Raw genomic sequence first — 21326 nt, 5'->3', positions numbered from 1 at the left:
ACTCATAATATTCAGCGGTACGAATATTATTTATTACGCCTGGATGTGAGCAATGAATAATATGTCATTCCTGATTTGGTTTTCCGTTTATGCCTGCGCGATGATCGCCTTAGGCTGGTACGTTTCGCGCAAGCAAAAGAACGGCGACGACTTCCTGCTGGGCGGCCGCTCCCTGCCGATGTTCCTGACGCTGGGTTCGACGGTCGGCACCATGGTTGGCACCGGCTCCAGCGTAGGCGCCGTGGGCTTTGGCTACAGCAACGGCTGGGCGGGGATGCTGTACGGCCTCGGCGGCGCGGTCGGTATTTTACTGGTGGCGTGGCTCTTCGCCCCAGTGCGTAAATTTCGCTTTATGACCATGAGCGAAGAGATGTCGTATTATACCGGCGGCAGTAAAATTATTAAAAACCTGGTCGCGATCCTTATTTTTATTGCCTCGATCGGCTGGCTCGGCGCCCATATATTAGGCGGCGGTCTCTATCTGGCGTGGGCCAGCGGAATTGATATCAACGTCGCCAAAATTATTATTGCGCTGGCGTTTGTGGTTTACGTCGGCATCGGCGGCTACTCGGCGGTGGTGTGGATCGACACCATTCAATCGATTGTCCTGTTCGTCGGCTTTATTTTAATGGCGATCCTCGCGGTCCATCACGTCGGCGGCTGGAGCCATATTCAGCAGGCGGTTGACCCGGCGGCCCAGAGCCTGTTTGCCGTCGATAAGCTCGGCGTGCTGCCCGCGCTCTCTCTGGCGGTGGTGATTGGCGTAGGCGTTCTGGCAACGCCGTCTTACCGCCAGCGCATCTACTCGGCAAAAACCGTCTCCTCCGTACGCCAGTCGTTCACCATCACCGGCCTGCTCTATCTCGGCTTTTCGTTTCTGCCGGCGATTATCGGCATGGCGGTGTGGACGATGAACGCCAATCTCGAAAATAGCGGCTTTGCCTTCCTGTTTGCCACCCAGGTCCTGCCGCCGGTGCTGGCGATGGCGATTCTGATCGCCGGGATGTCGGCCAATATGTCCTCCGGCAGCTCTGACGCCATCGCCGCCGTCTCGATTATGCTGCGCGACCTTTATACCCTGGTGACCGGCCATATGCCCGCGCCGGAGAGGGCGATTCGCCTGTCGCGAATGTTCCTCGTGCTGGTTATCGCCCTGGCGCTGCTATTTGCCCTGACCTCCAACGACATCATTAGCTACATCACCAAAATGATCTCGATGATCATGTCCGGGATGTTTATCTGCACCATACTCGGCCGCTTCTGGACGCGCTTTAACTGGCAGGGGGCGGTGGCCGCGCTGGCCGGCGGCGGCGGCGCGTCGATCGCCGTGCTGATGGACAGCGATTGGCTGGCGTTTTGGGGCAATCCGTGTATCCCGTCGGTGCTCACCAGCCTGGCGGCCTCGGTGGTCGTCACGCTGCTGACTCCGGCGAGCAGCATGAGCCGCGAAGAGGCGCTGGAGATGATTACCCGCGAACGTGAAAGCCGCCCGGCGGCACCGCCGCTGGCCATTGGCAAACGCAATACGTCGCAGGGCTAAGGAGACGCAGATGCAGGACTATATTGCCGTCGACTGGGGCTCCACGCAGCTGCGCGGCTGGCTGATACGCGACGGGGAGTGCGTTGAAACGAAACTGCTGCCGTTGGGGATCTCCCGGCTTAACGGGCAGGCGCCGGCGGAGATCTTCCGCCAGCATCTGGCGCCCTGGCGCGGCGAACGGGCGCTGCCGGTGGTGATGGCCGGAATGGTTGGCAGCGACGCCGGCTGGTGTCCGGTGCCGTATCTGGCCTGTCCCGCCGCCATCGACGCGCCGGGCCGCCGGCTGTTCTGCGTCGCCGAAAAGGTGTGGATTGTGCCCGGTCTCAAGGTCGAGCTGGCCGGGGACTACGGCGTAATGCGCGGTGAAGAGACCCAGCTGCTGGGCGCCGGGCACATTGCTCCGGCCGATTGCTACATTATGCCGGGCACCCACAGTAAGTGGGTGCAGGTAGAGCGCGGAGTCGTACGCCATTTCTCTACCGCCATGACCGGCGAGCTGCATCACCTGCTGCTGAGCCAGTCGCTGATTGGCAGGCAGCTCCCCGAGCAGCGGCCGGACGACGCCGCTTTTGAACTGGGGCTGGAAAAAGGTATGGCGTCGCCGCTGGCGGGCGAGCTGTTCACCGCCCGCGCCGCGCGGCTGCTGGGGGCGCTGGCGCCGGCTTCGGTCAGCGACTACCTCTCCGGGCTGCTGATTGGCGCCGAGGTGGCGGCCTTTAGCGATCGCTACCGCAGCGCCGCCGTCACCCTGGTAGGCGATCCGGCGCTGACTGCCCGCTACCGATGCGCCATGGTGGCACAAGGCCGGGCGGTGCAGAGCTGTAGCGGCGATGAGGCATTTTTGAGCGGTATGACGAGGATAATGAATGAACGCAGTTAAGCTGGTCGCGATTTTGCGCGGTATTGGCCCCGCAGAGGCGGCGGAACACGTTGAGACGCTGATTGACGCCGGTTTTCGCTATATTGAAATCCCGCTTAATTCACCGGACTGGCAGCACAGTATTCCGCAGATGGTCAGCCGTTTTGCCGATCGGGCGGTGATTGGCGCAGGGACGGTACTTAACGTCGGACAGGTGGATTTTCTTGCCGCGGCGGGGGCGAAGCTGGTGGTGACGCCCAATACCCAGCCGGCGGTGATCCGCCGGGCGGTAGCGCAGGGGATGCTGGTCTGCGCCGGATGCGCCACCGCGACGGAGGCGTTTAACGCCCTGGAGGCCGGCGCGCAGTGGCTGAAAATCTTTCCCTCCTCCGCTTTTGGCCCGGACTACATTCGGGCGCTGAAGGCGGTGCTGCCCCCGGAGGCGCCGGTGCTGGCGGTGGGGGGCGTCACGCCGGATAACCTCGCCGTCTGGGTGCGGGCCGGATGCGCCGGCGCGGGGCTGGGGAGCGATCTGTACCGTGCCGGGCAAACGCCGGCGCGCACCCGCGAGCAGGCGGATCGCTTTATTGCCGCCGGCCGGGAGCTAGTCGCCTAGCGGCTGGCGGTCGACGCCGCCGCGGTGGCTGTCGAGCGCCAGCTTGATGCGCCGCAGGCGGTCTTTCGCCTGCGGCTTGTTGGCCATCGCCAGTTCGGTGGCCAGCACGTCGACCATCGCCAGCATGGCGTAACGCGAGGTGCTGGGTTTGAAAATATAGTCGTTTTCGCGCACCAGCAGCGGCAGCAGCAGATCCGCCTGCTCCGCCAGCGGCGTACCCGCCGGAGCGATGGCAATCACCTTCGCCCCGTACTGCCTGGAGATCGCCGCGCTTTCAATGATCTCTTTGGTATAGCCCCCCAGCGACAGCACGATAACCACGTCTTTCGGCGTCACGGCCGAGCTCATCATGCGCACCAGCAGGCCGTCGTTCTGGCTGACGACCGGCAGGCCGAGGCGGAACAGGCGATACTGGATCTCCTGGGCGCAGATGGTCGAGCCGCCGCCCATGCCGAGCGCCAGTATTTGCCGGGCATCGCTAAGCCAGGAGACGGCGCGCTTCAGCGCGTTAATGTCCAGCGCCCGGCGGTTGGTCTCGAGGACGCCAATAATTGACTCGTAGATCCCCTGTACGCCCTCCAGATCCGGGACATCCAGAATAAAGCGCTGCCCGACGGCCAGCGACTGCGCGAGCTTCATTTTCAGCTCGCGGACGTCTTTGCACCCCAGCGCCCGCGCAAAGCGGGTGACGGAGGCCTGGCTGGTGCTGGTCAGGCGGGCGATTTCGGCAATCGGCAGCTCGGCCGCGGCGGCGACATCGTCGAGAATAAACTGGGCTATCCGCTTTTCGGTAACGGTCAGCTCGAGGAAGCGATCGGTGATGCAGGAGATGATATCAATCGAGTAGGCCATACGGGTATCGGTCGGTAAATGTGTAATGATACTTTGTACCATATTCAGGGCGGAAAAAGCAGCGCCGGCGCGGCGATGCGGGTTACAGCGCCAGGCGCATGGCGCAGCGGGTCTCCGGCAGCAGGCCATGGCTCGTTTCCCGCTCCCTTTTAGCCGCCAGCCCGGACGGCAGGCGCTGTTCATCGAGCATGCAGAACCCCAGGCGGGTGTAGAACGGGGCGTTCCACGGCACTTCGCGGAAGGTGGTGAGGGTTAGCGCCGGATAGCCCATGCTGCGGGCGGTGTCGGTAATCTGCGCCAGCATCATCCGGCCAATGCCGCGCCCTTGCCACTGCTGATGGACGGCGATCTCCACGATAAACAGCGCATCATCGAGCGGTTCGCTTAGCAGAAAGCCAACGGGCTCGCCGTCGCCGATAGCCAGCAGGCTGTGGTCCGTTTCGAGATACTGATAATGCTCCCGGGCGCTGATGACGGCGCTATCTGCCAGCCAGGCGAGCGCGGGGATCTGACGAAAAGCCTGCGCTGCCGAGCGCTCAATAGCGGGCAGCCGGGGAATATCGCTCTCCCCGGTCAGGCGCAATGTCACTTCGGCGGTTATAGTGTTAGTTTTCATTGCCTCAGCATAGCACCTTTGGGAGAAACGTATGGAGTTGACCGCCGTCCCCGCCACCTGCTTTAGCAGCGAACAGCTGACGACGATCCTCAGCGACTGCTTCGACGATTACCTGGTGCCCGTTGCGCTGTCGGTAGAGGTGTTTGTGCAGCGCTTTAGCTCGGAAGGGCTGAGCCTGCTGGATTCTTGCGTCTGGCTGGCGGGGGACACGCCGGCGGCAATCGCTATTATCACCCGTCGCGGCGATGCGGCCAGGCTGGCGGCGTTTGCCGTGCGGCCGGCCTGGCGGGGAAAAGGATCCGGCCGCTCGCTGATGGTATCGCTGATGGCCTCGCTACAGGCCCAGGGCGTGCGGCGGATGTGGCTGGAGGTGATTCGCAATAATCATGCCGCGGTCGCGCTGTATCAATCGCTGGGCTTTAGCGTTCGTCACGGGCTTTGCGGCTATCTGAGCTCGCGGCCGGAGGGCGAGAGCGCGCCGGTGCTGGAGCAGTGCGATGTGCTGACGCTGACGCGCAGGGCAGGGGCGGAAATCAACGGTCGGCTGCCGTGGCTGATGGATCCAATGACCTTCAATACGCTGCCGTGCCGCGCGTTGACGCTTAATCAGCAGGCGTTCGCGGTGCTGGCGATGCTCACCGCGAAGCCGCAGCTCCAGTCTGCTGTGGGTCGAACCTGCCGCCCGCGGCCGCGGCCTGGCGCGCGAGCTGCTTATTGCCCTTGCTCGGCAGTTCCCCGGTCTTGGCACCTCGGTCACCGTTCCGGAGTCGTTTACGCCGCTGTTCAGCGCGGCGGGGTATGCGGCCCTGGCGCTGCAGCAGTATGAAATGAGCGTGGAGTTCCCCGCCGCGGCTCCTGCCGGGCGATAAGATAGGGGAGCAGGCGGTTTTGCGTCGCGCCGTCCGGCCCGCAGAGAGCCGGACGGGCGGGGTTAGCCTTCGCGTTTGACGATTTTTATATCCACCATGCCAATTCCCAGCTGGCGCGGCGCGTGGCCGAGAATATTGCCTTCGTTGGTGGACTGCGGGTCCGGCGGAACGATAATCAGCGTATCGCTGCGCGACGGGTTGTCGAAATGCAGCGTGGTGGTGGAAACGTCATTCGCCAGCGTCAGCGTCTGTTCGCTATCGCCAACGCGAACCGGGATCGGCTTGTTGGCGTTGGGCCCGTAGGCTTTGGCGGTGATCACCAGATCGAATTTCTCCGGCAGCGGGTTCTTAAACTCGATTTTAACTTCGCTCCCCAGCTGCGCGTTGGACCAGCGGCCCCAGGATTCCGGCCGGGAGATGCCGCTAAACTGCCGCACCTCCTCCGGCGCGCCGGCGACGTTAAACACGAAGCTGTCGGCCTTGTAGCGAATATCGTTATCGACAATTTTCAGCGTGTCGACGTTGCCTTTGTAGCGCTCCATATCGATGAGGGTGTCTTTAAACGCCGTTTTCCCCTGCCACTGGGCCTTATCAACGCGCTGGACGGTCTGCTCGCCGCCGAGCTGTCCCTGAGATACGCACCAGTCGGTGGAGAGCGCCAGCTCGCTGGACCACAGCTGACCCATCTTGTAGCAGCGGTCGATCCAGACAAAGTTGTCGCGCGGGGCAAAATCGGCCAGCTGGTAGCGCAGCGGCGCGGAGTATTCACTCTCCGGCAGCGGCTCGACGCGTTTATCGGAGACCCGCAGCAGCAGCGGCAGGCGGAAGTGGCTGCCGGAGAAGGAGACCATGCTTTTCTGCGCGTCGACGGTGAAGTTTTTCATCTCTTTCGGGAAGTTCCACAGGCGGATGACGTCAGGCTTCCAGGCCAGCACCTTCTCTTTCATATTGAGGAAGATGCCGGAAAGCGACTGCCCGGAGAGGCTGCTGCGGCCGAGGCCGATGTAGTTATCGCCGCCGAGGATATCCAGCACCGTGGCGCCGTTATCCATGGTATTACGCTTCACCGCCAGCGTATCCTGCTGCGGCTGGTCGCCGCGCAGCACAAAGAACAGGTTGCTGCGATCCTGCTTGTTCAGGTATTCCCAGGCGGTGTTTTTCATCGCCAGATGATCGGAAGAGACCACGATCACCGTGTTTTTGAAATAGGGCGAGGCTTTGATCTTCTCGATAAGCGCCGCGATATGCTCCTGGCTGCAGCTTACCGCGCTAAAGGAGAGGTTCTTTTTACCGTCCATTTCATAGCTTTTTCGCTGGCAGGTGCGTGAAATAAAGCCGTCAGGATGGTGGGTATCGACCGTCAGCGCAAAGAGCGAGAAGCGTTTACCGGACTGCGAAAGCTGTTCGAATTTTTTCCAGGTTTCATCCAGCACGGTATCGTCGTAGAAGCCCCAGTCGTTGCGATAGGCGGGGTCGGCAACGGTGGTTTTCAGCTCTTCAGCGCCGTACAGATGATCGAAGCCGTGGGATTTCAGGAACACGTCCTTCCCGGCGAAACGCAGGTTGGCGCCCTGCACAAAATAGTTTTCGTAGCCGGAGTTTTTCAGTATGTCGCCGAGGCAGATGTTCTGCGGGAAGAAGCTGGATACCGAGGCCGAGGCGTTGCCTTCAAACGGCGCAAACAGCGGAATACCGCACTGAGAGGCGACCATCCCGGCGATAGTGTAGTCGGTACCCGGCAGCTGCACGGTGTTGCTGAAGTCGAGGCCTTCGTTTTTCAGTTTGCCGAGCTCGGGCGTCAGGTCGGGAAACGCGTCGTTATCAAAATAGGTGCGCTCAAGGCTTTCGCCGTAGATATAGACCAGATTGAGCTGCGGGTTGGCGATGCTTTTCGACGGCTCTTTATAGTAGGCGACAAAATCCGGATCGCCGTCGCGGGACTGGGATTTCACCAGCTCGCTAATCTGGCGGAACGCCGGGCTGGCGTCAACGGAGGCCAGCGCGAGAACCAGCGCCAGCAGGCTGTAGCCAAAGTGGTGAGGATGATGGCGGCGTCGGCGGAGAATCCAGCCAAGGGCGCTGAAAACGCTCACCAGCGCCACGATAATTCCGGCGCCGGGAAGAATATATTTGCCGACGCCCGCGCCGGTCAGGCTGTTGGTCAGGGTATAAAGCACCGCGTCATTAATGCCGTCGCCGGTGAAATAATCGCTGGCGTAGAGGGTGATGTTGAGGACCACAAACAGGCCCAGCACCGTCAGCGTAGCGGCAAACCACCAGGTATTGCGGCCGGCTTTTAAGGCATAAATCACCACCGAGGTGAAAAACAGGGCGATGGATAACAACTCTGACACAGCTTACCCTCATTAGCGCCAGCTGACCGCTGGCAGAATGGATCGGTTTCCACGGTACACTGTAATGGCAGCGCCATATTGCTGCAATTGTAGAGTCATTAAAGTGTGCTGTGGTTCAGAATTGGTTTATTAGTCGCCATTTTTGATCGACGTCTCATCCTTCCCGGCGGGGAAAAATGAGACCATCAATGTTAAAAAACGGCGTTGCGGCCGCGTTGGCTACGCTAAGGCGCCAAACGCGGCATCGGGGGAGGGGATCAGGAGAGGAATTTCGCGCCCTGCTTGAGGACCAGATCGCAGGCTTTGGTTTTCACTTTTTCCGCCAGCGGGCTGCTGCCGAGGGTGCTCAGGTTCAGCTGCTGGCCGTTGTTGCTGTTCAGCAGGCCCTGCAGGCCTTCAAGATAGCCGGTATCCTCTTTCTGTTTTTCCGCGGTGCCGAGGCCGAGCTTATCCAGAACCTGGTTTTTGATGTTTTCGGTATTGGTTACCGAGGCGAGCTTCTGTTTCGCGCAGTACGACATAATGCCGGCGGCGTTATTCATGCTGCTGGAGGTTAGCGACTGGCTCCCGCCGTTCAGCAGGCCGGTCAGCGAGGAGAGCGACAGCGCGCCGCTTTGCTGCGAACCGCTCTGGCTGCTGCCGCTGAGCTCGCTGGCGGCGCTGGAGAGGGAGTCCTGCCAGGAGGCGGCCTGTGCGCCGGCTGCGAAAAAGGCGCCGGCAATCATCAGAGTACGGAACAAGGAGTGTGCAGATTTCATAGGTTTACTCATCGTGGTTACGGAAGTATTTGCGCAGTATAACCCCGCCAGAGCTCGGAAATGTCTTAATACTCTTTGCCGGTGACCCGGTGACGATAGCTATCCCAGTTGAAAATCACCCACAGGCTATTGCCGAGGCGCATGCGGTCCATCACGCGTTCGCCGAGCAGCTTGTTCATCTCGTCCATGTTGCTGTTAGTTAACATGCCTGTCGGGCGCTTTGATGAGGAACGGCGATCGACGATCTGATTGATGATCACCTTTTCATAGCGCGATTCGGTTTGCATGCCGATCTCATCGATCACCAGCAGATCGACCCGGCTGAGATCGTTCAGCAGCTGCTCTTCGCTGATCTCCCGGTTGCCGAAGGTGTCCTTCATTGCCGACATAATGTCGGCGACGGTAATGATCAGCACCGATTTACCGCGCAGCAGCAGCTCGTTGCAAATGGCGGCAGCGAGGTGGTTTTTACCGGTGCCGGGCTTGCCGGAAAAGATAAAGCTGGCGATGTTGCCGTCGAACTCTTCAACGTACTGGCGGGCTCTGGACAGCGCGTTCATCTGGCCCTCGCACTCAACCCGGTAGTTCTCAAACGAGCAGTTCTGATGCAGCGGGCGGATGCCGGAGCGGTTAAACGTGCGCTGCATTTTCATCGCCCGGTTCTCCCGCTCAAGGGCCTCAGAGCGCAGCTTGCCCTGCTCTTTCTGCCACGCCAGCAGCTCTTCACCGGTTTTAAACGCCGGTTCGATATGCGCAGGCATCATCTTTTGCAGGCGCTTCATCAGCTCGCCAACGTTTTTCATGCTCATCCTCTGAACCCTCGTGGAATATGGTTATCCGGCTCGCTGAGCGTATTCACATCACGACGTGGCTGGCCGCCGCTGCCAGCGCGCCCGATTTGCAAGCTACGCGCCAGCTTCTGCTGCCACTGTACGTGATGAAAAACTTTGCCTTCCGCCTGCCAGTAGGCAACGAATGCCGCCAGCTCTTCCGGCGTCACCGGCTGGCTCAGGGCGATACCCCACAGCGCCGCGAGGCGCTGAAAATCCGCGTCCGGCTGCCAGTCGGCGTACATGGCGAATTTCCCCATAGGGATCGCGGCCGGCGCGGCGGCCGGCTCGTCAAAGAACTGCGTATCAAGCGCGATATCGCTGCCGGGGCGCGCCAGCTTACTCTCCAGTTCAAGCAGCTGGGCCAGGCGTTCCGGCGTCAGCGCATAGAAGGCGGGAGCGTTGTTGGCAAAAACGGCAACGGCACCGCTGGCCGATTTTGCGAGAATGGCCGTAGGATCCTGAAGGAAATCATCCAGGCCGCTAAAATCGGTAGTTAAAATTCGCGAAGACATAACACTATCTCAACTCTGAACAACGATAGAGTGGGGGAATAGCACACATAGTAGCACAGCGCCCGGCCGGGATGGAGCGACTGACCGATCCCGGCGGCGCGGCTCGCTATACCCGCGGACGTTTGCGGTACAGCCACAGGCCAGGAATAGAAAGGCCGATAGAGAGCGCACCCACGATAGAAGATGCCTTTAAAAAGTTGCTTAACAGCATAATCATCATCTCTTCAGAATAACCAAAATGACTGATTTTTACCGCCGAGATCATCGCCGTATAGGCGGAGATGCCGGGGAACATCGGGATCACCGCGGCAACGGTAAAGATCTTCGGGTGGGCCAGGTACCAGCGGGACCACTGAATGCCGATACTGCCAATCAGCAGGGCGGCAAGGAAGGTGGCCCACTCGATATTAAAGCCCGCTGTCATCATCAGCATCCGTGAACCATGGCCAATGGCGCCCAGCAGCGCGCACCAGCGCAGCGCCCGCTGCGGGACGTTAAATACCATCGCGAAGCCAACGGCAGGGATAGCCGCCAGCGCCATGTCCTGAACCAGCGCAAACAGATACGTGATTATGCCCATCCGCGCAGCCCCCACATGGTCATCGCCATCACCACGCCAATGCAGGTGGCAAGGGTCAGCAGGCTGGCCAGCGCCCAGCGCGCAAGGCCGGTATTGATATGCCCTTTGAACATATCCGCCACGGCGTTGATCAGCGGAAAACCGGGTACCAGCAGCAGCACGCTGGCGGCCATCGCCACGGTGGGCGTGCTGGAAAATGCCGGTAAACGTAGCATCAGCCCGGAGATGGTGGTGGCGACAAAGGCGGTAATGCAGAAGTTGATCTGCGGATGCATTGAGCGGTGAGTCAGCAGCTGGCGGATATACATTGCGATGGTGCTGGCGCAGAAGGTGACCAGCGCGCCGTCCCAGCCGCCGTTGTTTAATTTGCAAAAGCAGGCGCAGGAGAGCCCAACCATCAGCACCAGCATCCAGCGCGGGTAGCGCAGCGGTTTTATCTGGGTGAAGCGCTTTTCCACATCTTTATAATCCAGCAGCTTATGCTCGGTTAGGATCACTATATGCTGCACTTCGGTCACCACGTGCATATTAATGCCGCGATCGATATTCTTGCGCGTGGAGGTCAGGCATTCGCCGTCTTTGATGGTGGTGAGGACAATCGCATTCGATGAAATGGCGCTTTCCACGCTGTCCATGCCTAACGCCCGCCCCAGGCGAGTAGAAAGCTCCTCAACCAGCGCGCTTTCCGCCCCGTGTTGCAGTAAGAAAAGACCACACTGAATGCACAATCGCGTAATTGTGCGCTGAACTGCCCGATCTGCTTGCATAAATACCTGCCGTCAGTAACGCCCGATGCCGTAGTGTCCGTCGCTACTTTAACCTGAACTCCCGCTTTAACTGAGGGGGGCGGGTCAAACAATATGAAAAAAGCCGCTTCCCGGACGGATAGATAAGTTTTGTACCGCAGCACATTTTATAAAACTGTCGAAAAGTGCAGTTCTTGCCGCCGTTATTGCCTCGAACAGCAGACGCCTGAATACGTCCTCAGGCGGATCCGGGCAGGTATCCGCGAAAGCGGCACCGTCGATCTGCTCCGCGAAGCGGCCGTGGCGCAGCGGATGGACGCGGAAGGGCTGATGTATCACGGCGTTGAGTTTTTGTGTGAGGGGCTGCGGGGCCCGGTCGCCCTGGCGGAGCTCTGCGGCGGGGGAAACGTACCGCCTCAGCGGCGATTTCATTGCCGGCTGCGATGGCTTTCACGACGTGTCGCCAAAGGTATTCAGAAATAGCATCAAATGAAATAGCGTTATTCTCTCCCGTGATAAATCATTTCCCCTAATTTTGATTTTAAATTTTTCTAACTTATTGAGCGTTATTGCCTGTGCTAGCGTTGATGGTTGGCAAGGTCAGACTCAATTCCTCGCCAGACCAATAAAGATTTATCTGGCGCGGTAATATAAAGACCGCAGGGTTATTCATCTTTATTGTTAAAGGCGCGAGTCTTCGATGGGAAGCGGAGGGTTTATGTTACCGGGACAGGGTAAATACGGCATTATTATCAGTAAAACACCGGTTATGCAGCGCGGACTGAAGGCGATTGCCGGGGAGCACCTCCCCGAATATGCCTTCGGCGCCTGCGGCTCTCTGGAAGAGCTGACTCTTCTTCAGCTGCGGCAGGCGGCGCTGGTGGTCGCGGATTTATCGGGCGAAATCCATCAGCCCCGCGAGGTGTGTGAGAGCTATCACTCATTGATGACCCAATATAGCGACATTCACTGGGTCTATATGATTGGTCATTCCTGCTATCTCCACGCCATGGAGATATTAGGCTGTGTCCCTTAATTACATAACCTCTTGTAAAACAATAGGATGCAACACAGTTTCACCATCGCCAGATAATTCCTCGCCGTTTTGTCGTAACGTGTGGCAATGCGGCGGTATTCTTTCAGGCGACCAAAGCACCTCTCAACAACATTGCGATTGCGGTAGGCTTCACGATCGAGTGGTGAACGACCATCTGTGGCCATTTTTTCATTGGATTTACGCGGGATGACAACTTTTATCCCTCTTCTTTTCAGTTCGTTACGTAACGCATGTCCGGAGTAGGCTTTATCAGCCAGTACTGCATGACCACGGCGCTTGATACTTCCGTTCTGGCGCTGAACACCGATACCGTCCAGAAGACGTTGTGCAAACTGGCTTTCGTGAGCCTGACCGGGACTCAGTACGATGTTTAACGGCAGACCACTTCCGTCTGTCGCCAGATGAATTTTGGTGCCAAAACCACCGCGAGAGCGACCCAGCCCATTATCTCCGGTGATATCGGGTTGTTTTTTTGCGCACCGGCAGCACATTTCAGCGCCCGGATATTGCTGCCATCCAGTGCAGTGGCCGACCAGTCCACGAGGCCATGTGCATCCAGAGCTGAAAGTAACTTGTTGAAAATAATGTTAATCACACCCGATTTTGACCATCGGTTAAAGCGGTTATAAACGGTCTTCCATGGGCCGTACCGTTCAGGTAAATCACGCCATGGTGCACCTGAACACAGCACCCAGAACATGCCGTTGATGATCATACGATGCTTCGCCCACGGACGCCCGGCCTGTGGAGAGGCAGACGCTGCTGGCAGAAAGGGTTGGATGATAGTCCATGCTTCATCGGGAATGTCGTAGCGAGCCATAGTTTAATATGTTGTGGAAACAGACAGTTACTATAGCTCAGGTGATTACGGGACACAGCCTAGTCTGTACGCAAAGCACGCTCGTTTCCAGCCATGAGCCGGTAAAACACCTGGTTGAGGTTATTCGCGCGGACGATACGGCGCGGGAGAGTGTCAGCCAGACGCTAGTATCCTCCGCGTTAGGAAATAGCGAAGAGATTCGGCCAACGGCGATTTTTCTGACGCTATCCGAACGTAAAGTTTTACGTTTGCTGGCGAAAGGCTGGGGAATTAACCAAATTGCCGCGCTGTTGAAAAAGAGCAATAAAACGATTAGCGCGCAGAAAAATAGCGCTATGCGCCGCCTCTCTTTGCGCAGCAATGCGGAAATGTACGCCTGGATTAATAGCGCTCAGGGAATGAAGGAGCTGAATATCTACGCCGCTTTTGGAGAACAAAAGCAATGGAAAGAAACAACTCACCGCGATATGTCGCTGTCGTAGAAAAATGCATGCTGACCGAGCTGGCGCTGCGTCATATATTAACCAGCGCGGGAGCGGGTAACTATATTGTGCGGTTTTTTAAAGATACCCAATCGCTGCGCCGGATGCTGCGGTCCCAAAAAGCTATTGCCGTTATTTTTTCACTCTTCAGCAATCGCCTGTTCCGCATGGAGAGCCTGCTTTTACTTCATGAAATCGCCTGCGCCACTCCTGAAATACGGCGCATCGTTTTAGCTCATGATAGCGCTGAAGCGCGCTTAGTCAGACAGCTGACGCCGTCCAGCCTGCACGGCGTGCTGAATAAATCGATCTGCCATATACGGCTGCAGGAGCAGCTGATTGAGCTGGTTAACCAGTCGCTGCTGGCGGAGGCGCCGCTAATTAGCCCGGGGCCGGGCTTCGGCTGCCAAATTCTGAGCCCAACGGAACAGCAAATTCTTCGCTATATGACCTGCGGCTATTCCTTACCAGAAATAGCGGCCCGGCTGGATCGTAATATCAAAACCATCCGCGCTCATAAATTTAACGCCATGACTAAGCTCGGCGTCAGTTCAGATATCGGCCTGCTGAGCGCGGCCGATATCCTGATGCATTTATCGGCCCTTAACGAAGACGCGGCGGAGGAGTGTCTCGGCTAACCCTGCTGCAGATTTTTACAGACAAACGTCAACCCAGGTGGCGCCGGTGAGCTGGGCCATCCGCTCAGGAGAAATGCGCACCGCGCTGTGGATGGCGCCGGCCGCGGGCAGGACTTCCTGATACTGCTTCAGTGAAATATCGCAATAGACCGTCAGCGGGTTTTCCAGGCCGAAAGGGCATACGCCACCAACGGGATGCCCGGTTAGCGTGACGACCTCATCGCTGCTCAGCATGCGGGCCTTCGCCCCAAACGCTTCCTTCAGCTTTTTATTATCCAGGCGCACGTCGCCACGAGAGACGACGAGTATCACCCGGTCTTTGACCTTTAACGACAGGGTTCTGGCGATTTGTCCCGGCTCAACGCGATGCGCCGCGGCGGCGAGAGCCACGGTGGCGGTACTTTGCGTGAGCTCGATGATTTCGATATCGGGGGCGTGTTCGGCAAAAAACTGCCGTACGGACTGCAGACTCATTAGGATCTCCTGATTAATGCCCGTTTAAATCTGGCATAAGCCTGGCGGAGTGTAAATATTGCCGGCTGATAATCGAGAATTTTTCTAATTTCTGGATCTTCTTCACAATCACCGCAACCGGTTACTGTAACCGGTTGCGGTTACGGTCGGTCAGATGAATACTGAATGGGTAACTTCCCTGCGTCACTTATAACAAAGAGCCGTGTATGAATCGTACTGACTTGAGCAGTATAGCTGGGCGAATGGCTAATGTGTTTTTTCGCTCACAGAACATGTTTCATCACAACGGCAGGATAATCGTTGTTGGGCCTGTTTCTATAGCCTGTCAGGAGGGCTGCTATGTCTGCTAACCATGCTGCGTTTAATCTGATATTCCGCTTTGTAGAAAATTATATTAGCCCTGTCGCCGGGCGAATCTCGTCGCAGCGCCACGTTATGGCTATCCGTGACGGCTTTATCTCGGCCATGCCGTTTATGATCGTCGGTTCATTTCTTCTGGTTTTTGCCTATCCGCCGTTTTCCCCGGATACCACCTGGGGTTTTGCGCGCACCTGGCTGGATTTAGCAAAAGAGTTTGAAGGGCGAATTCTGACGCCGTTCGATATGACGATGGGCATCATGTCTATCTACATCTGCGCCGCGATTTCTTATAACCTCGGCAAGCATTACGTAAAATCCCATCAGCTCGATCCCTTTATGTGCAGCATGCTGTCAATTATGGCGTTCCTGCTGGTGGCGGCGCCGAAAACTAACGGGACTTTACCGGTGGATAGCATGGGCGGGACGGGGATCTTTACCGCGATCCTGGTAGCGATCTATTGCGTTGAGATGATGCGCTTTCTGAAGGCGCATAACATCGGGATCCGCCTGCCGGATCAGGTTCCACCGATGATTAAAAATTCGTTTGACCTGCTGATCCCGGTGCTGGTGGTGGTGGTGACGCTCTATCCGCTCAGCCTGTTTATTCAGCATCAGTTTGACATGCTTATTCCGCAGGCCATTATGTCCGTCTTTAAGCCGCTGGTTTCCGCCGCGGATTCACTGCCGGCAATTTTACTGGCGGTACTGATTGGCCATCTGCTGTGGTTCGCAGGGATCCACGGGGCAGCAATCGTCTCCGGCATGCTGCAGATGTTCTGGCTGACCAACCTGGGCATGAACCAGCAGGCTCTGGCGCAAGGCGCGCCGTTACCGCACATCTTTATGGAGGCGTTCTGGACGTTCTTCATTGTGATCGGCGGGTCTGGCGCCACGATGGGACTGGTTATCTGCTATCTGCGCAGCCGCTCGGCCCATCTGCGGTCTATTGGTCGTCTGAGCGTGGTGCCGAGCCTGTTTAACATTAACGAGCCGGTTATTTTCGGCACGCCAATCGTTATGAACCCGGTATTCTTTATTCCGTTCCTGCTGTCACCGATGGTGAACGCCGTGCTCGCCTGGGCGGCCATGAAGCTGGATTTAATTGGCCGGGTTATCTCGGTTGTTCCCTGGACGGCGCCGGCGCCGATTGGCGCAGCATGGGCGCTGGGCTGGGATTTCCGGGCGGCGGTACTGGTGATTCTTCTGGCCTGCGTTTCAGCCATCATCTATTTCCCGTTCTTCAAGGTATATGAGAAACAGCTTTTAGAGCAGGAGGCGGAAGAGGCCCAGCGCGTATCTGAAGAGAGCCAGCAAACGGCATAAAAACGGGCGGGCGGCGCTAATGCCGCCCGCGTCAAAAAGCGGATTATTTTAGCGTACAGTCTCCGCACTGCTGAACATCAGGCAGGCGATAGCGCTGGCAGCAGGTACGCCGCACCAGCGCGCCTTCACGCATAACGACCGTACGCCATAGCGGGTTATCCCGGCCATCGGCAAACTGCTTTTCAAAGAAGCAGTGCTGGCGCAGAGCCGCCACCTGTTCCTCTCCCAGCAGCGTTTTCATCTCACCCAGATACCAGTTAATCAAATAGCCGGTATTGCTCCAGATAAGCTTCGCGTTAATATCGCCGGTCGATTCCAGCGCCTGAATGACCGGCTGCAGAGCGTCATTGACCAGCGTTTCTATCCGCCGCTGCGGCGACTGCGCGCTGCCGGCGGCAGCGGAGTGGACGTCGATCCAAAAACAGGCCGCCCGGCCGGTTTCATGAAACTCGACGCGGAAATGTTCCGGCGCCAGGCTGATGGTTTGCTCTTCGCTTAACAGGGCCAGCATCAGCGGCGGTACCAGCAGGCCGATATACCATTGCGCCCACAGCGAGAGCAGCGGTTTTTGCTCGCGCGGCCGGGTTGGCTGATTGCGATAGATATGATTGGAGTAGGTAGCCAGCAGGGAGTTCAGGGTAACCGGCGATGACCACTCGGCAAGCGTCAGCGCGCAGGGCGGGGCCTCTTCATCCAGGCGGAGAAAATCCAGCAGATGCGGGCGCAAGGCGGTGATTTTTTCTCGTATGGCATCCGCCAGCGCATGCCCGGCCGGCTGAAACGGCGCCTGCCAGATAATGTCGTTGCTGAATGGAATTGAACGGTAAGCCATCAGATTGTCAAATATAAATCTAAATGATAATGATTTCTGATACTAGTTGCTTGCGTAGAGGATGGCAAGATCTTTGTCCGCGCTGCGCTTCCCTGGCGGCGCGGGGAGGGGATTAGCTGGCGAGAATAATATTACGGCCGAGGTTTTTCGCTTCGTAGAGCGCGCTGTCGGCCCGCTTCAGGGCACCGTCGATATCGGCATCGATCAGCGGCGTCATCCCGATGCTGATGGTGACGTTGGTGGCGACGCTCTCATTAAACATATGGGCGATTTTCAAATCATAGACCCGCTGGCGGATCCGTTCTGCCGCCTGCTGAGCGGTTTCCGCCGTGCTGTTGGTCAGCAGTACCATAAACTCCTCCCCACCGAAGCGGGCCACAATATCGCGTGAACGAACGGCGTTACGGATCGCGGCGGACACCTGAATCAGCGCCTGATCGCCCATCATATGCCCGTAGTGATCGTTGTAGGCTTTAAAGTGATCGATATCCAGCAGCAGCACGTGATGGCTATTGCCATCCAGGGCCAGCAGCGTATCCAGCCGATTTTGCAAACCGCGGCGATTGTACAGTCCGGTAAGCGGGTCGAGCATGCTCAGGTCATTCAGCGTATTACGCTCCTTCAACAGCTTATCCATCAGGCCTTGGGTAAAGGTATCGCTGTGTTTCTGAATCAGGTTTTGTATTGTGATGCCCACAATGGGCAGCACAAAGCAGTAGAGCATGCGCAGCCACTGCTCGCCTTCCGCAAGGATCAGGCAGGCTGCAAAAGTAGGGAAGGAGTGCAGGGTAAAGGCAATGATATTATTGGAAAAAGCGATTGCGCCAATAAACAGCACGCTTAACAGGGCGATGGCCAGAAAGTTAAAATGCGGCGGCGGCATCATTAATGACTTTTCGCTAACGTGCCACGCCCATAGCAGGCCAAATATCAGAGAAATAAAGGAAATGTTTATTCTACGCCGGGCGAATCTCCAGTGCCATAGCAATAAACCGGCGCTGCCGGCGAAAATCAGGATGCAGGGCAGGGTAAAGCCCACGACGGCAAACAGCGGGCTGGCCATGGATAAGAGGGCTGAAATCAAATTAAGGACTAAAAAAAGCCGTAAGGAATACTGATATTTTTTTTTCGTAATGAGCTTGCCAGGATTGTGCAGTCATATGGGGATATCATTATTAGTCGTTAAATTTCAAAATGATGGCTGCCAAAAAATGAACGATAAAAAGCAATGCGCAATATAAGGTTTTTGCGAAATAATCAAATGTTTTAATATATAAACGTTTCGCGCTTAATTTATCACCTTCATGAATGTATGTCATTACCGCGAACGTAAAGAATAAAGTATCCGCTCTGGTTAACATGACAAATGATAAAAGCTATCATATGATATTGGTTATCATTATCGTTGTGAGAGGTAGAAACATGTTGCAGCGGACTTTAGGCAGCGGATGGGGCGTACTGCTTCCTGGCGCAGTCATTGCTGCTCTCGGGTTTGCTGATTTGTCGCTGGAAGCCTGGCGCGGATTGGTCACCCTGGGACTGCTGATGTCTGCCGTGATGATCTGGCACCGACAGCTGCGTCATTTCGTTTTGCTGCCGTCATGCCTGGCGTTGGTTAGCGGTATTATGCTGATGACGTTGAATTTAAGGCTGATGGGGTAATTCAGAGGAGGGTAAGAATAGTGGTGCGAGGGGGGGGACTCGAACCCCCACATCCTAAGGACACTAACACCTGAAGCTAGCGCGTCTACCAATTCCGCCACCTTCGCACAGTATTCTTAATTTCGATATCGCCTCGTTGGTGCGAGGGGGGGACTCGAACCCCCACATCCTAAGGACACTAACACCTGAAGCTAGCGCGTCTACCAATTCCGCCACCTTCGCACAGTGCGAGCGATATCTGCGTGGTTTATGGTGCGAGGGGGGGGACTCGAACCCCCACATCCTAAGGACACTAACACCTGAAGCTAGCGCGTCTACCAATTCCGCCACCTTCGCATACCATCGACACTATGAAAGTATCGTTACCACGGAGGCGCATTCTAGTGGTTTTCAGCTATTCGTCAATAGTTAATTGTGCCGGCGGAATTGATTGTTGCAAAAATACGCGTCGGGAAGCGCGAAAGGCCGGCGACGTGCGTCTTGTCGCCGGACGGTCGCGGAGACTATTTCTTCGCCTGGCGGGTCATCACGGTGCGGTAGACCTTAAAGCGCCCGGTCTGAGCGAGGACTTCGTGGAAGCCGAAGACTTCGTCAAGCACGTCCGGATAAGGCAGGAAGGCGTTAGCGACAATGCGTAGCTCGCCGCCGCTGCCGAGGTGGCGTACCGCGCCGCGAATCAGAGTTTGCGCCGCTTCCTGGCTGGTCTGCAGGCCGTCATGGAACGGCGGGTTAGAGATGATCATGTCAAAGCGGCCGTTAACTTCGGAGAAGACGTTGCTGGCTAAGACTTCACCTTCGATGCCGTTGGCGGCGAGGGTCGCGCGGCTGGCCTCTACCGCCGGCGCGCTGACGTCACAGAGGGTTAAGCGCACCTTCGGCGAGTGGCTTGCCAGAACGGTCGCCAGCACGCCCGCGCCGCAGCCGACGTCGAGCACTTTGCCCTTGGTATGCGGCGTCAGCGTTGAGAGCAGCAGCTGGCTACCGACGTCCAGCCCGTCGCGGCTGAAAACGCCCGGCAGGGTTTTAATCGTCAGGTTGTCGAGCGGATATTCGCCCCAGTACAGCTCGGGGTCGAAGGTTGGCTGTTTTTCCAGGCGACCGTGATACAGCCCACAGCGGCGGGCGCTGTCAACTTTGGTCAGCGGCGCGTAGTCGGCCAGCATCTGCTCGGCGCTGCGCACGCCGCTGCGGTTTTCACCGACCACGAAAATATCGATACCGGCCGGCAGCAGCGAAAGCAGGTTCATCAGCTGGAACTGGGCTTCCGGCTTGTTCTTCGGCCAGTAGTAAATCAGCGTATCGCAATCGGCGACGTCGCTGGCCTGCGCCACCAGGCCAAAGCTGGCGCTCTCGCCCATCTGGCGGCTCAGTACCTGCCAGTGGTGAAACTGCTGGGTGTGGACGCGGCTGGCGGCGGTCTCCAGACGTGCGGGCAGGTCATCCTGCAGATCACCGGCAAACAGAACGCGGGCGGACTCGAAATCATCACTGTGGCGCAGCAAGACTTCACTTGCCGGGGTAAAAGCAGACATGAAACACTCCTTCATTAAGACTGGCGCCGATTATACACGTTATCCTTAGCGCTGCCTCTTTGTTGGCTGTCCCTGCGAGCATCGCCGTATTCTGCCGCCGACGGGGGCGGAGTTTGTTGGCGCAAATACGACGGATTTGCTATATTGCGCGCTTGATTAACAGGAGTGTTTCGCTATGACATCCCGACGAGACTGGCAATTACAGCAGCTGGGCATTACCCAGTGGTCGCTGCGTCGCCCCGGGGCGTTGCAGGGCGAAATCGCTATCTCACTTGCCGGGCATATTCGTCTGGTGATGGTGGCGGAAAATCCGCCGTCGCTCAGCGAACCGCTAATCGGCGACGTTCTGCGCGCGCTGGCGCTAACGCCGGATCAGGTGCTGCAGCTGACGCCAGACCGCGTAGCTATGCTGCCGCAGAATAGCCGCTGCAACAGCTGGCGGTTAGGCACCGACGCACCATTGCTGCTGGCGGGCGCCCAGGTAACCTCGCCCGCTTTTGATGAACTCCAGACCAGCGCGCCTGCCCGTATGGCGCTCTGGCAACAAATCTGCGCACATGAACACGATTTCTACCCTCAACGCGGCTGATTTGCCCCGCGCCTGGCAAATAGAAACTCTCGCCCACGCTTTTCCGTGGAGTGAGCAAACCTTCGCCAGCAATCAGGGAGAGCGCTACCTGAATCTTCAGCTGACGGTCGATGGTGAAATGGCGGCCTTTGCTATTACGCAAATTGTGCTGGACGAAGCGACCCTGTTCAACATGGCCGTCGATCCGGCCTTCCAGCGGCGCGGCCTCGGGCGAGAGCTGCTGGAGCGGGTGATTGATGAGGTCGAAAAGCGCGGCGTCGTCACGCTGTGGCTGGAGGTGCGCGCCTCTAATGCTGCGGCCATTGCGCTGTATGAAAGCTTAGGCTTTAACGAGGCGACCATCCGCCGCAACTACTACCCCACGGCCGACGGTCGTGAGGATGCAATCATTATGGCTCTACCGCTAAGCATGTAAGACAAGG

Annotated in this window: 20 protein-coding genes, 3 tRNA genes and 5 pseudogenes; 12 read left to right on the top strand and 16 right to left on the bottom strand. The window is 57.6% G+C overall.

The genetic code is table 11. The features are described 5' to 3' along the window. Positions 1 to 52 precede the first annotated feature (52 nt). The 3 genes from ABOC21_RS21260 to ABOC21_RS21250 are packed head-to-tail and all read left to right on the top strand — an operon-like array spanning position 53 to position 3015. Complete coding sequence (locus ABOC21_RS21260; RefSeq protein WP_426813176.1) at positions 53 to 1540, top strand: sodium:solute symporter family protein; 1488 nt, start codon at positions 53 to 55, stop codon at positions 1538 to 1540. Positions 1541 to 1550: 10 nt separating this feature from the next. Then, the gene (locus tag ABOC21_RS21255; protein WP_426813175.1) at positions 1551 to 2420 is read left to right on the top strand and encodes a 2-dehydro-3-deoxygalactonokinase; all 870 of its coding nucleotides are present in this window, start codon (positions 1551 to 1553) and stop codon (positions 2418 to 2420) included. Further along, positions 2407 to 3015, top strand: coding sequence for a 2-dehydro-3-deoxy-6-phosphogalactonate aldolase (locus ABOC21_RS21250; protein ID WP_426813174.1), 609 nt, complete (start codon positions 2407 to 2409; stop codon positions 3013 to 3015). Before ABOC21_RS21255 ends, ABOC21_RS21250 begins: the two co-directional genes overlap by 14 nt. Here ABOC21_RS21250 and ABOC21_RS21245 read toward each other — a convergent pair. Further along, positions 3004 to 3867, bottom strand: a complete 864-nt coding sequence (locus tag ABOC21_RS21245) for a MurR/RpiR family transcriptional regulator (RefSeq protein WP_426813173.1) — start codon at positions 3865 to 3867, stop codon at positions 3004 to 3006. The two genes, ABOC21_RS21250 and ABOC21_RS21245, sit on opposite strands and share 12 nt — an antisense overlap. An 82-nt stretch (positions 3868 to 3949) precedes the next feature. Further along, positions 3950 to 4483, bottom strand: coding sequence for a GNAT family N-acetyltransferase (locus ABOC21_RS21240; RefSeq protein WP_426813172.1), 534 nt, complete (start codon positions 4481 to 4483; stop codon positions 3950 to 3952). A gap of 31 nt (positions 4484 to 4514) precedes the next feature. Here ABOC21_RS21240 and ABOC21_RS21235 point away from each other — a divergent pair. Beyond that, positions 4515 to 5352, top strand: a pseudogene (locus tag ABOC21_RS21235) (GNAT family N-acetyltransferase). 62 nt (positions 5353 to 5414) lie between these two features. Here ABOC21_RS21235 and opgB read toward each other — a convergent pair. From opgB to ABOC21_RS21205, 6 genes are all read right to left on the bottom strand, one after another. Beyond that, complete coding sequence (opgB, locus tag ABOC21_RS21230) at positions 5415 to 7706, bottom strand: phosphatidylglycerol--membrane-oligosaccharide glycerophosphotransferase (RefSeq protein ID WP_426813171.1); 2292 nt, start codon at positions 7704 to 7706, stop codon at positions 5415 to 5417. Between the two features lie 257 nt (positions 7707 to 7963). Further along, positions 7964 to 8464 carry a DUF2501 domain-containing protein gene (locus ABOC21_RS21225; RefSeq protein ID WP_426813170.1) on the bottom strand — a complete coding sequence of 167 codons (501 nt, stop codon included), beginning with the start codon at positions 8462 to 8464 and terminating at the stop codon, positions 7964 to 7966. 65 nt (positions 8465 to 8529) lie between these two features. After that, complete coding sequence (dnaC, locus tag ABOC21_RS21220; RefSeq protein WP_095103971.1) at positions 8530 to 9267, bottom strand: DNA replication protein DnaC; 738 nt, start codon at positions 9265 to 9267, stop codon at positions 8530 to 8532. A gap of 2 nt (positions 9268 to 9269) precedes the next feature. Next, a complete protein-coding gene (dnaT, locus tag ABOC21_RS21215; protein WP_426813169.1) occupies positions 9270 to 9809 on the bottom strand; it encodes a primosomal protein DnaT in 540 nt (179 codons plus the stop codon). A 106-nt stretch (positions 9810 to 9915) separates the two neighbouring features. Continuing rightward, complete coding sequence (locus ABOC21_RS21210; protein WP_426813168.1) at positions 9916 to 10389, bottom strand: threonine/serine exporter; 474 nt, start codon at positions 10387 to 10389, stop codon at positions 9916 to 9918. Continuing rightward, positions 10380 to 11156: a threonine/serine ThrE exporter family protein gene (locus tag ABOC21_RS21205; RefSeq protein ID WP_426813167.1), complete on the bottom strand. Its 777-nt coding sequence runs from the start codon at positions 11154 to 11156 to the stop codon at positions 10380 to 10382. The genes ABOC21_RS21210 and ABOC21_RS21205 overlap by 10 nt, the downstream gene beginning before the upstream one ends. 129 nt (positions 11157 to 11285) lie before the next feature. On the opposite strand from ABOC21_RS21205, the pseudogene ABOC21_RS21200 reads away from it, so the two are divergent. After that, positions 11286 to 11538, top strand: a pseudogene (locus tag ABOC21_RS21200) (hypothetical protein); the annotation flags it as partial. Positions 11539 to 11853: 315 nt separating this feature from the next. Next, positions 11854 to 12156: pseudogene (locus tag ABOC21_RS21195) on the top strand (DNA-binding response regulator); the annotation flags it as partial. 11 nt (positions 12157 to 12167) lie between these two features. Here the strand turns inward: ABOC21_RS21195 and ABOC21_RS21190 are convergent. Continuing rightward, positions 12168 to 13012 (bottom strand): IS5 family transposase gene (locus ABOC21_RS21190; protein ID WP_426813166.1). Its coding sequence is split into 2 segments (ribosomal slippage): positions 12168 to 12667 and positions 12667 to 13012, totalling 846 coding nucleotides; the frame shifts between segments, so codons are not numbered across the junction. Between the two features lie 59 nt (positions 13013 to 13071). Between ABOC21_RS21190 and ABOC21_RS21185 the strand changes: the two are divergent. Both ABOC21_RS21185 and bglJ read left to right on the top strand, forming a co-directional pair. Beyond that, positions 13072 to 13494 (top strand): annotated as a pseudogene (locus ABOC21_RS21185) (helix-turn-helix domain-containing protein); the annotation flags it as partial. Then, complete coding sequence (gene bglJ / locus ABOC21_RS21180; protein WP_426813165.1) at positions 13455 to 14132, top strand: DNA-binding transcriptional activator BglJ; 678 nt, start codon at positions 13455 to 13457, stop codon at positions 14130 to 14132. The pseudogene ABOC21_RS21185 and the gene bglJ, both read left to right, overlap by 40 nt. A gap of 15 nt (positions 14133 to 14147) precedes the next feature. On the opposite strand, the gene ABOC21_RS21175 is transcribed toward bglJ, so the two are convergent. Beyond that, entirely contained in the window at positions 14148 to 14606 is a 459-nt protein-coding gene (locus tag ABOC21_RS21175; RefSeq protein WP_426813164.1) for a YbaK/EbsC family protein, read from the bottom strand. A gap of 339 nt (positions 14607 to 14945) precedes the next feature. Between ABOC21_RS21175 and ABOC21_RS21170 the strand changes: the two genes are divergently transcribed. Beyond that, positions 14946 to 16289, top strand: coding sequence for a PTS sugar transporter subunit IIC (locus ABOC21_RS21170; protein WP_426813163.1), 1344 nt, complete (start codon positions 14946 to 14948; stop codon positions 16287 to 16289). Between the two features lie 43 nt (positions 16290 to 16332). On the opposite strand, the gene fhuF is transcribed toward ABOC21_RS21170, so the two are convergent. Beyond that, on the bottom strand, positions 16333 to 17121 hold the full coding sequence (gene fhuF / locus ABOC21_RS21165; protein ID WP_426813162.1) for a siderophore-iron reductase FhuF: 789 nt from the start codon (positions 17119 to 17121) through the stop codon (positions 16333 to 16335). A 112-nt stretch (positions 17122 to 17233) separates the two neighbouring features. Then, a pseudogene (locus ABOC21_RS21160) lies at positions 17234 to 18281 on the bottom strand (GGDEF domain-containing protein). Between the two features lie 262 nt (positions 18282 to 18543). Between ABOC21_RS21160 and ABOC21_RS21155 the strand changes: the two are divergent. Continuing rightward, positions 18544 to 18783, top strand: a complete 240-nt coding sequence (locus ABOC21_RS21155) for a DUF1435 domain-containing protein (protein WP_426815552.1) — start codon at positions 18544 to 18546, stop codon at positions 18781 to 18783. Between the two features lie 21 nt (positions 18784 to 18804). Here ABOC21_RS21155 and ABOC21_RS21150 read toward each other — a convergent pair. The 4 genes from ABOC21_RS21150 to rsmC form a co-directional block, all read right to left on the bottom strand. Continuing rightward, a tRNA-Leu gene (locus ABOC21_RS21150) sits at positions 18805 to 18890 on the bottom strand. Between the two features lie 30 nt (positions 18891 to 18920). Beyond that, positions 18921 to 19005, bottom strand: a tRNA-Leu gene (locus ABOC21_RS21145). 28 nt (positions 19006 to 19033) lie between these two features. Then, a tRNA-Leu gene (locus ABOC21_RS21140) sits at positions 19034 to 19119 on the bottom strand. A gap of 167 nt (positions 19120 to 19286) precedes the next feature. Then, positions 19287 to 20315: a 16S rRNA (guanine(1207)-N(2))-methyltransferase RsmC gene (gene rsmC, locus ABOC21_RS21135; protein ID WP_426813161.1), complete on the bottom strand. Its 1029-nt coding sequence runs from the start codon at positions 20313 to 20315 to the stop codon at positions 19287 to 19289. A gap of 175 nt (positions 20316 to 20490) precedes the next feature. Between rsmC and ABOC21_RS21130 the strand changes: the two genes are divergently transcribed. Both ABOC21_RS21130 and rimI read left to right on the top strand, forming a co-directional pair. Beyond that, positions 20491 to 20904, top strand: a complete 414-nt coding sequence (locus tag ABOC21_RS21130) for a DNA polymerase III subunit psi (protein WP_426813160.1) — start codon at positions 20491 to 20493, stop codon at positions 20902 to 20904. Then, the gene (rimI, locus tag ABOC21_RS21125; RefSeq protein ID WP_426813159.1) at positions 20873 to 21319 is read left to right on the top strand and encodes a ribosomal protein S18-alanine N-acetyltransferase; all 447 of its coding nucleotides are present in this window, start codon (positions 20873 to 20875) and stop codon (positions 21317 to 21319) included. Before ABOC21_RS21130 ends, rimI begins: the two co-directional genes overlap by 32 nt. Positions 21320 to 21326: the final 7 nt, after the last annotated feature.

Origin of the sequence: Klebsiella sp. WOUb02, assembly GCF_050058015.1 — a bacterium.
In the GTDB taxonomy this organism is placed as follows: Bacteria; Pseudomonadota; Gammaproteobacteria; order Enterobacterales; family Enterobacteriaceae; genus Klebsiella.
Note: the sequence above shows the minus strand (reverse complement) of the source record. Positions and strands in the feature narration are given on the sequence as shown.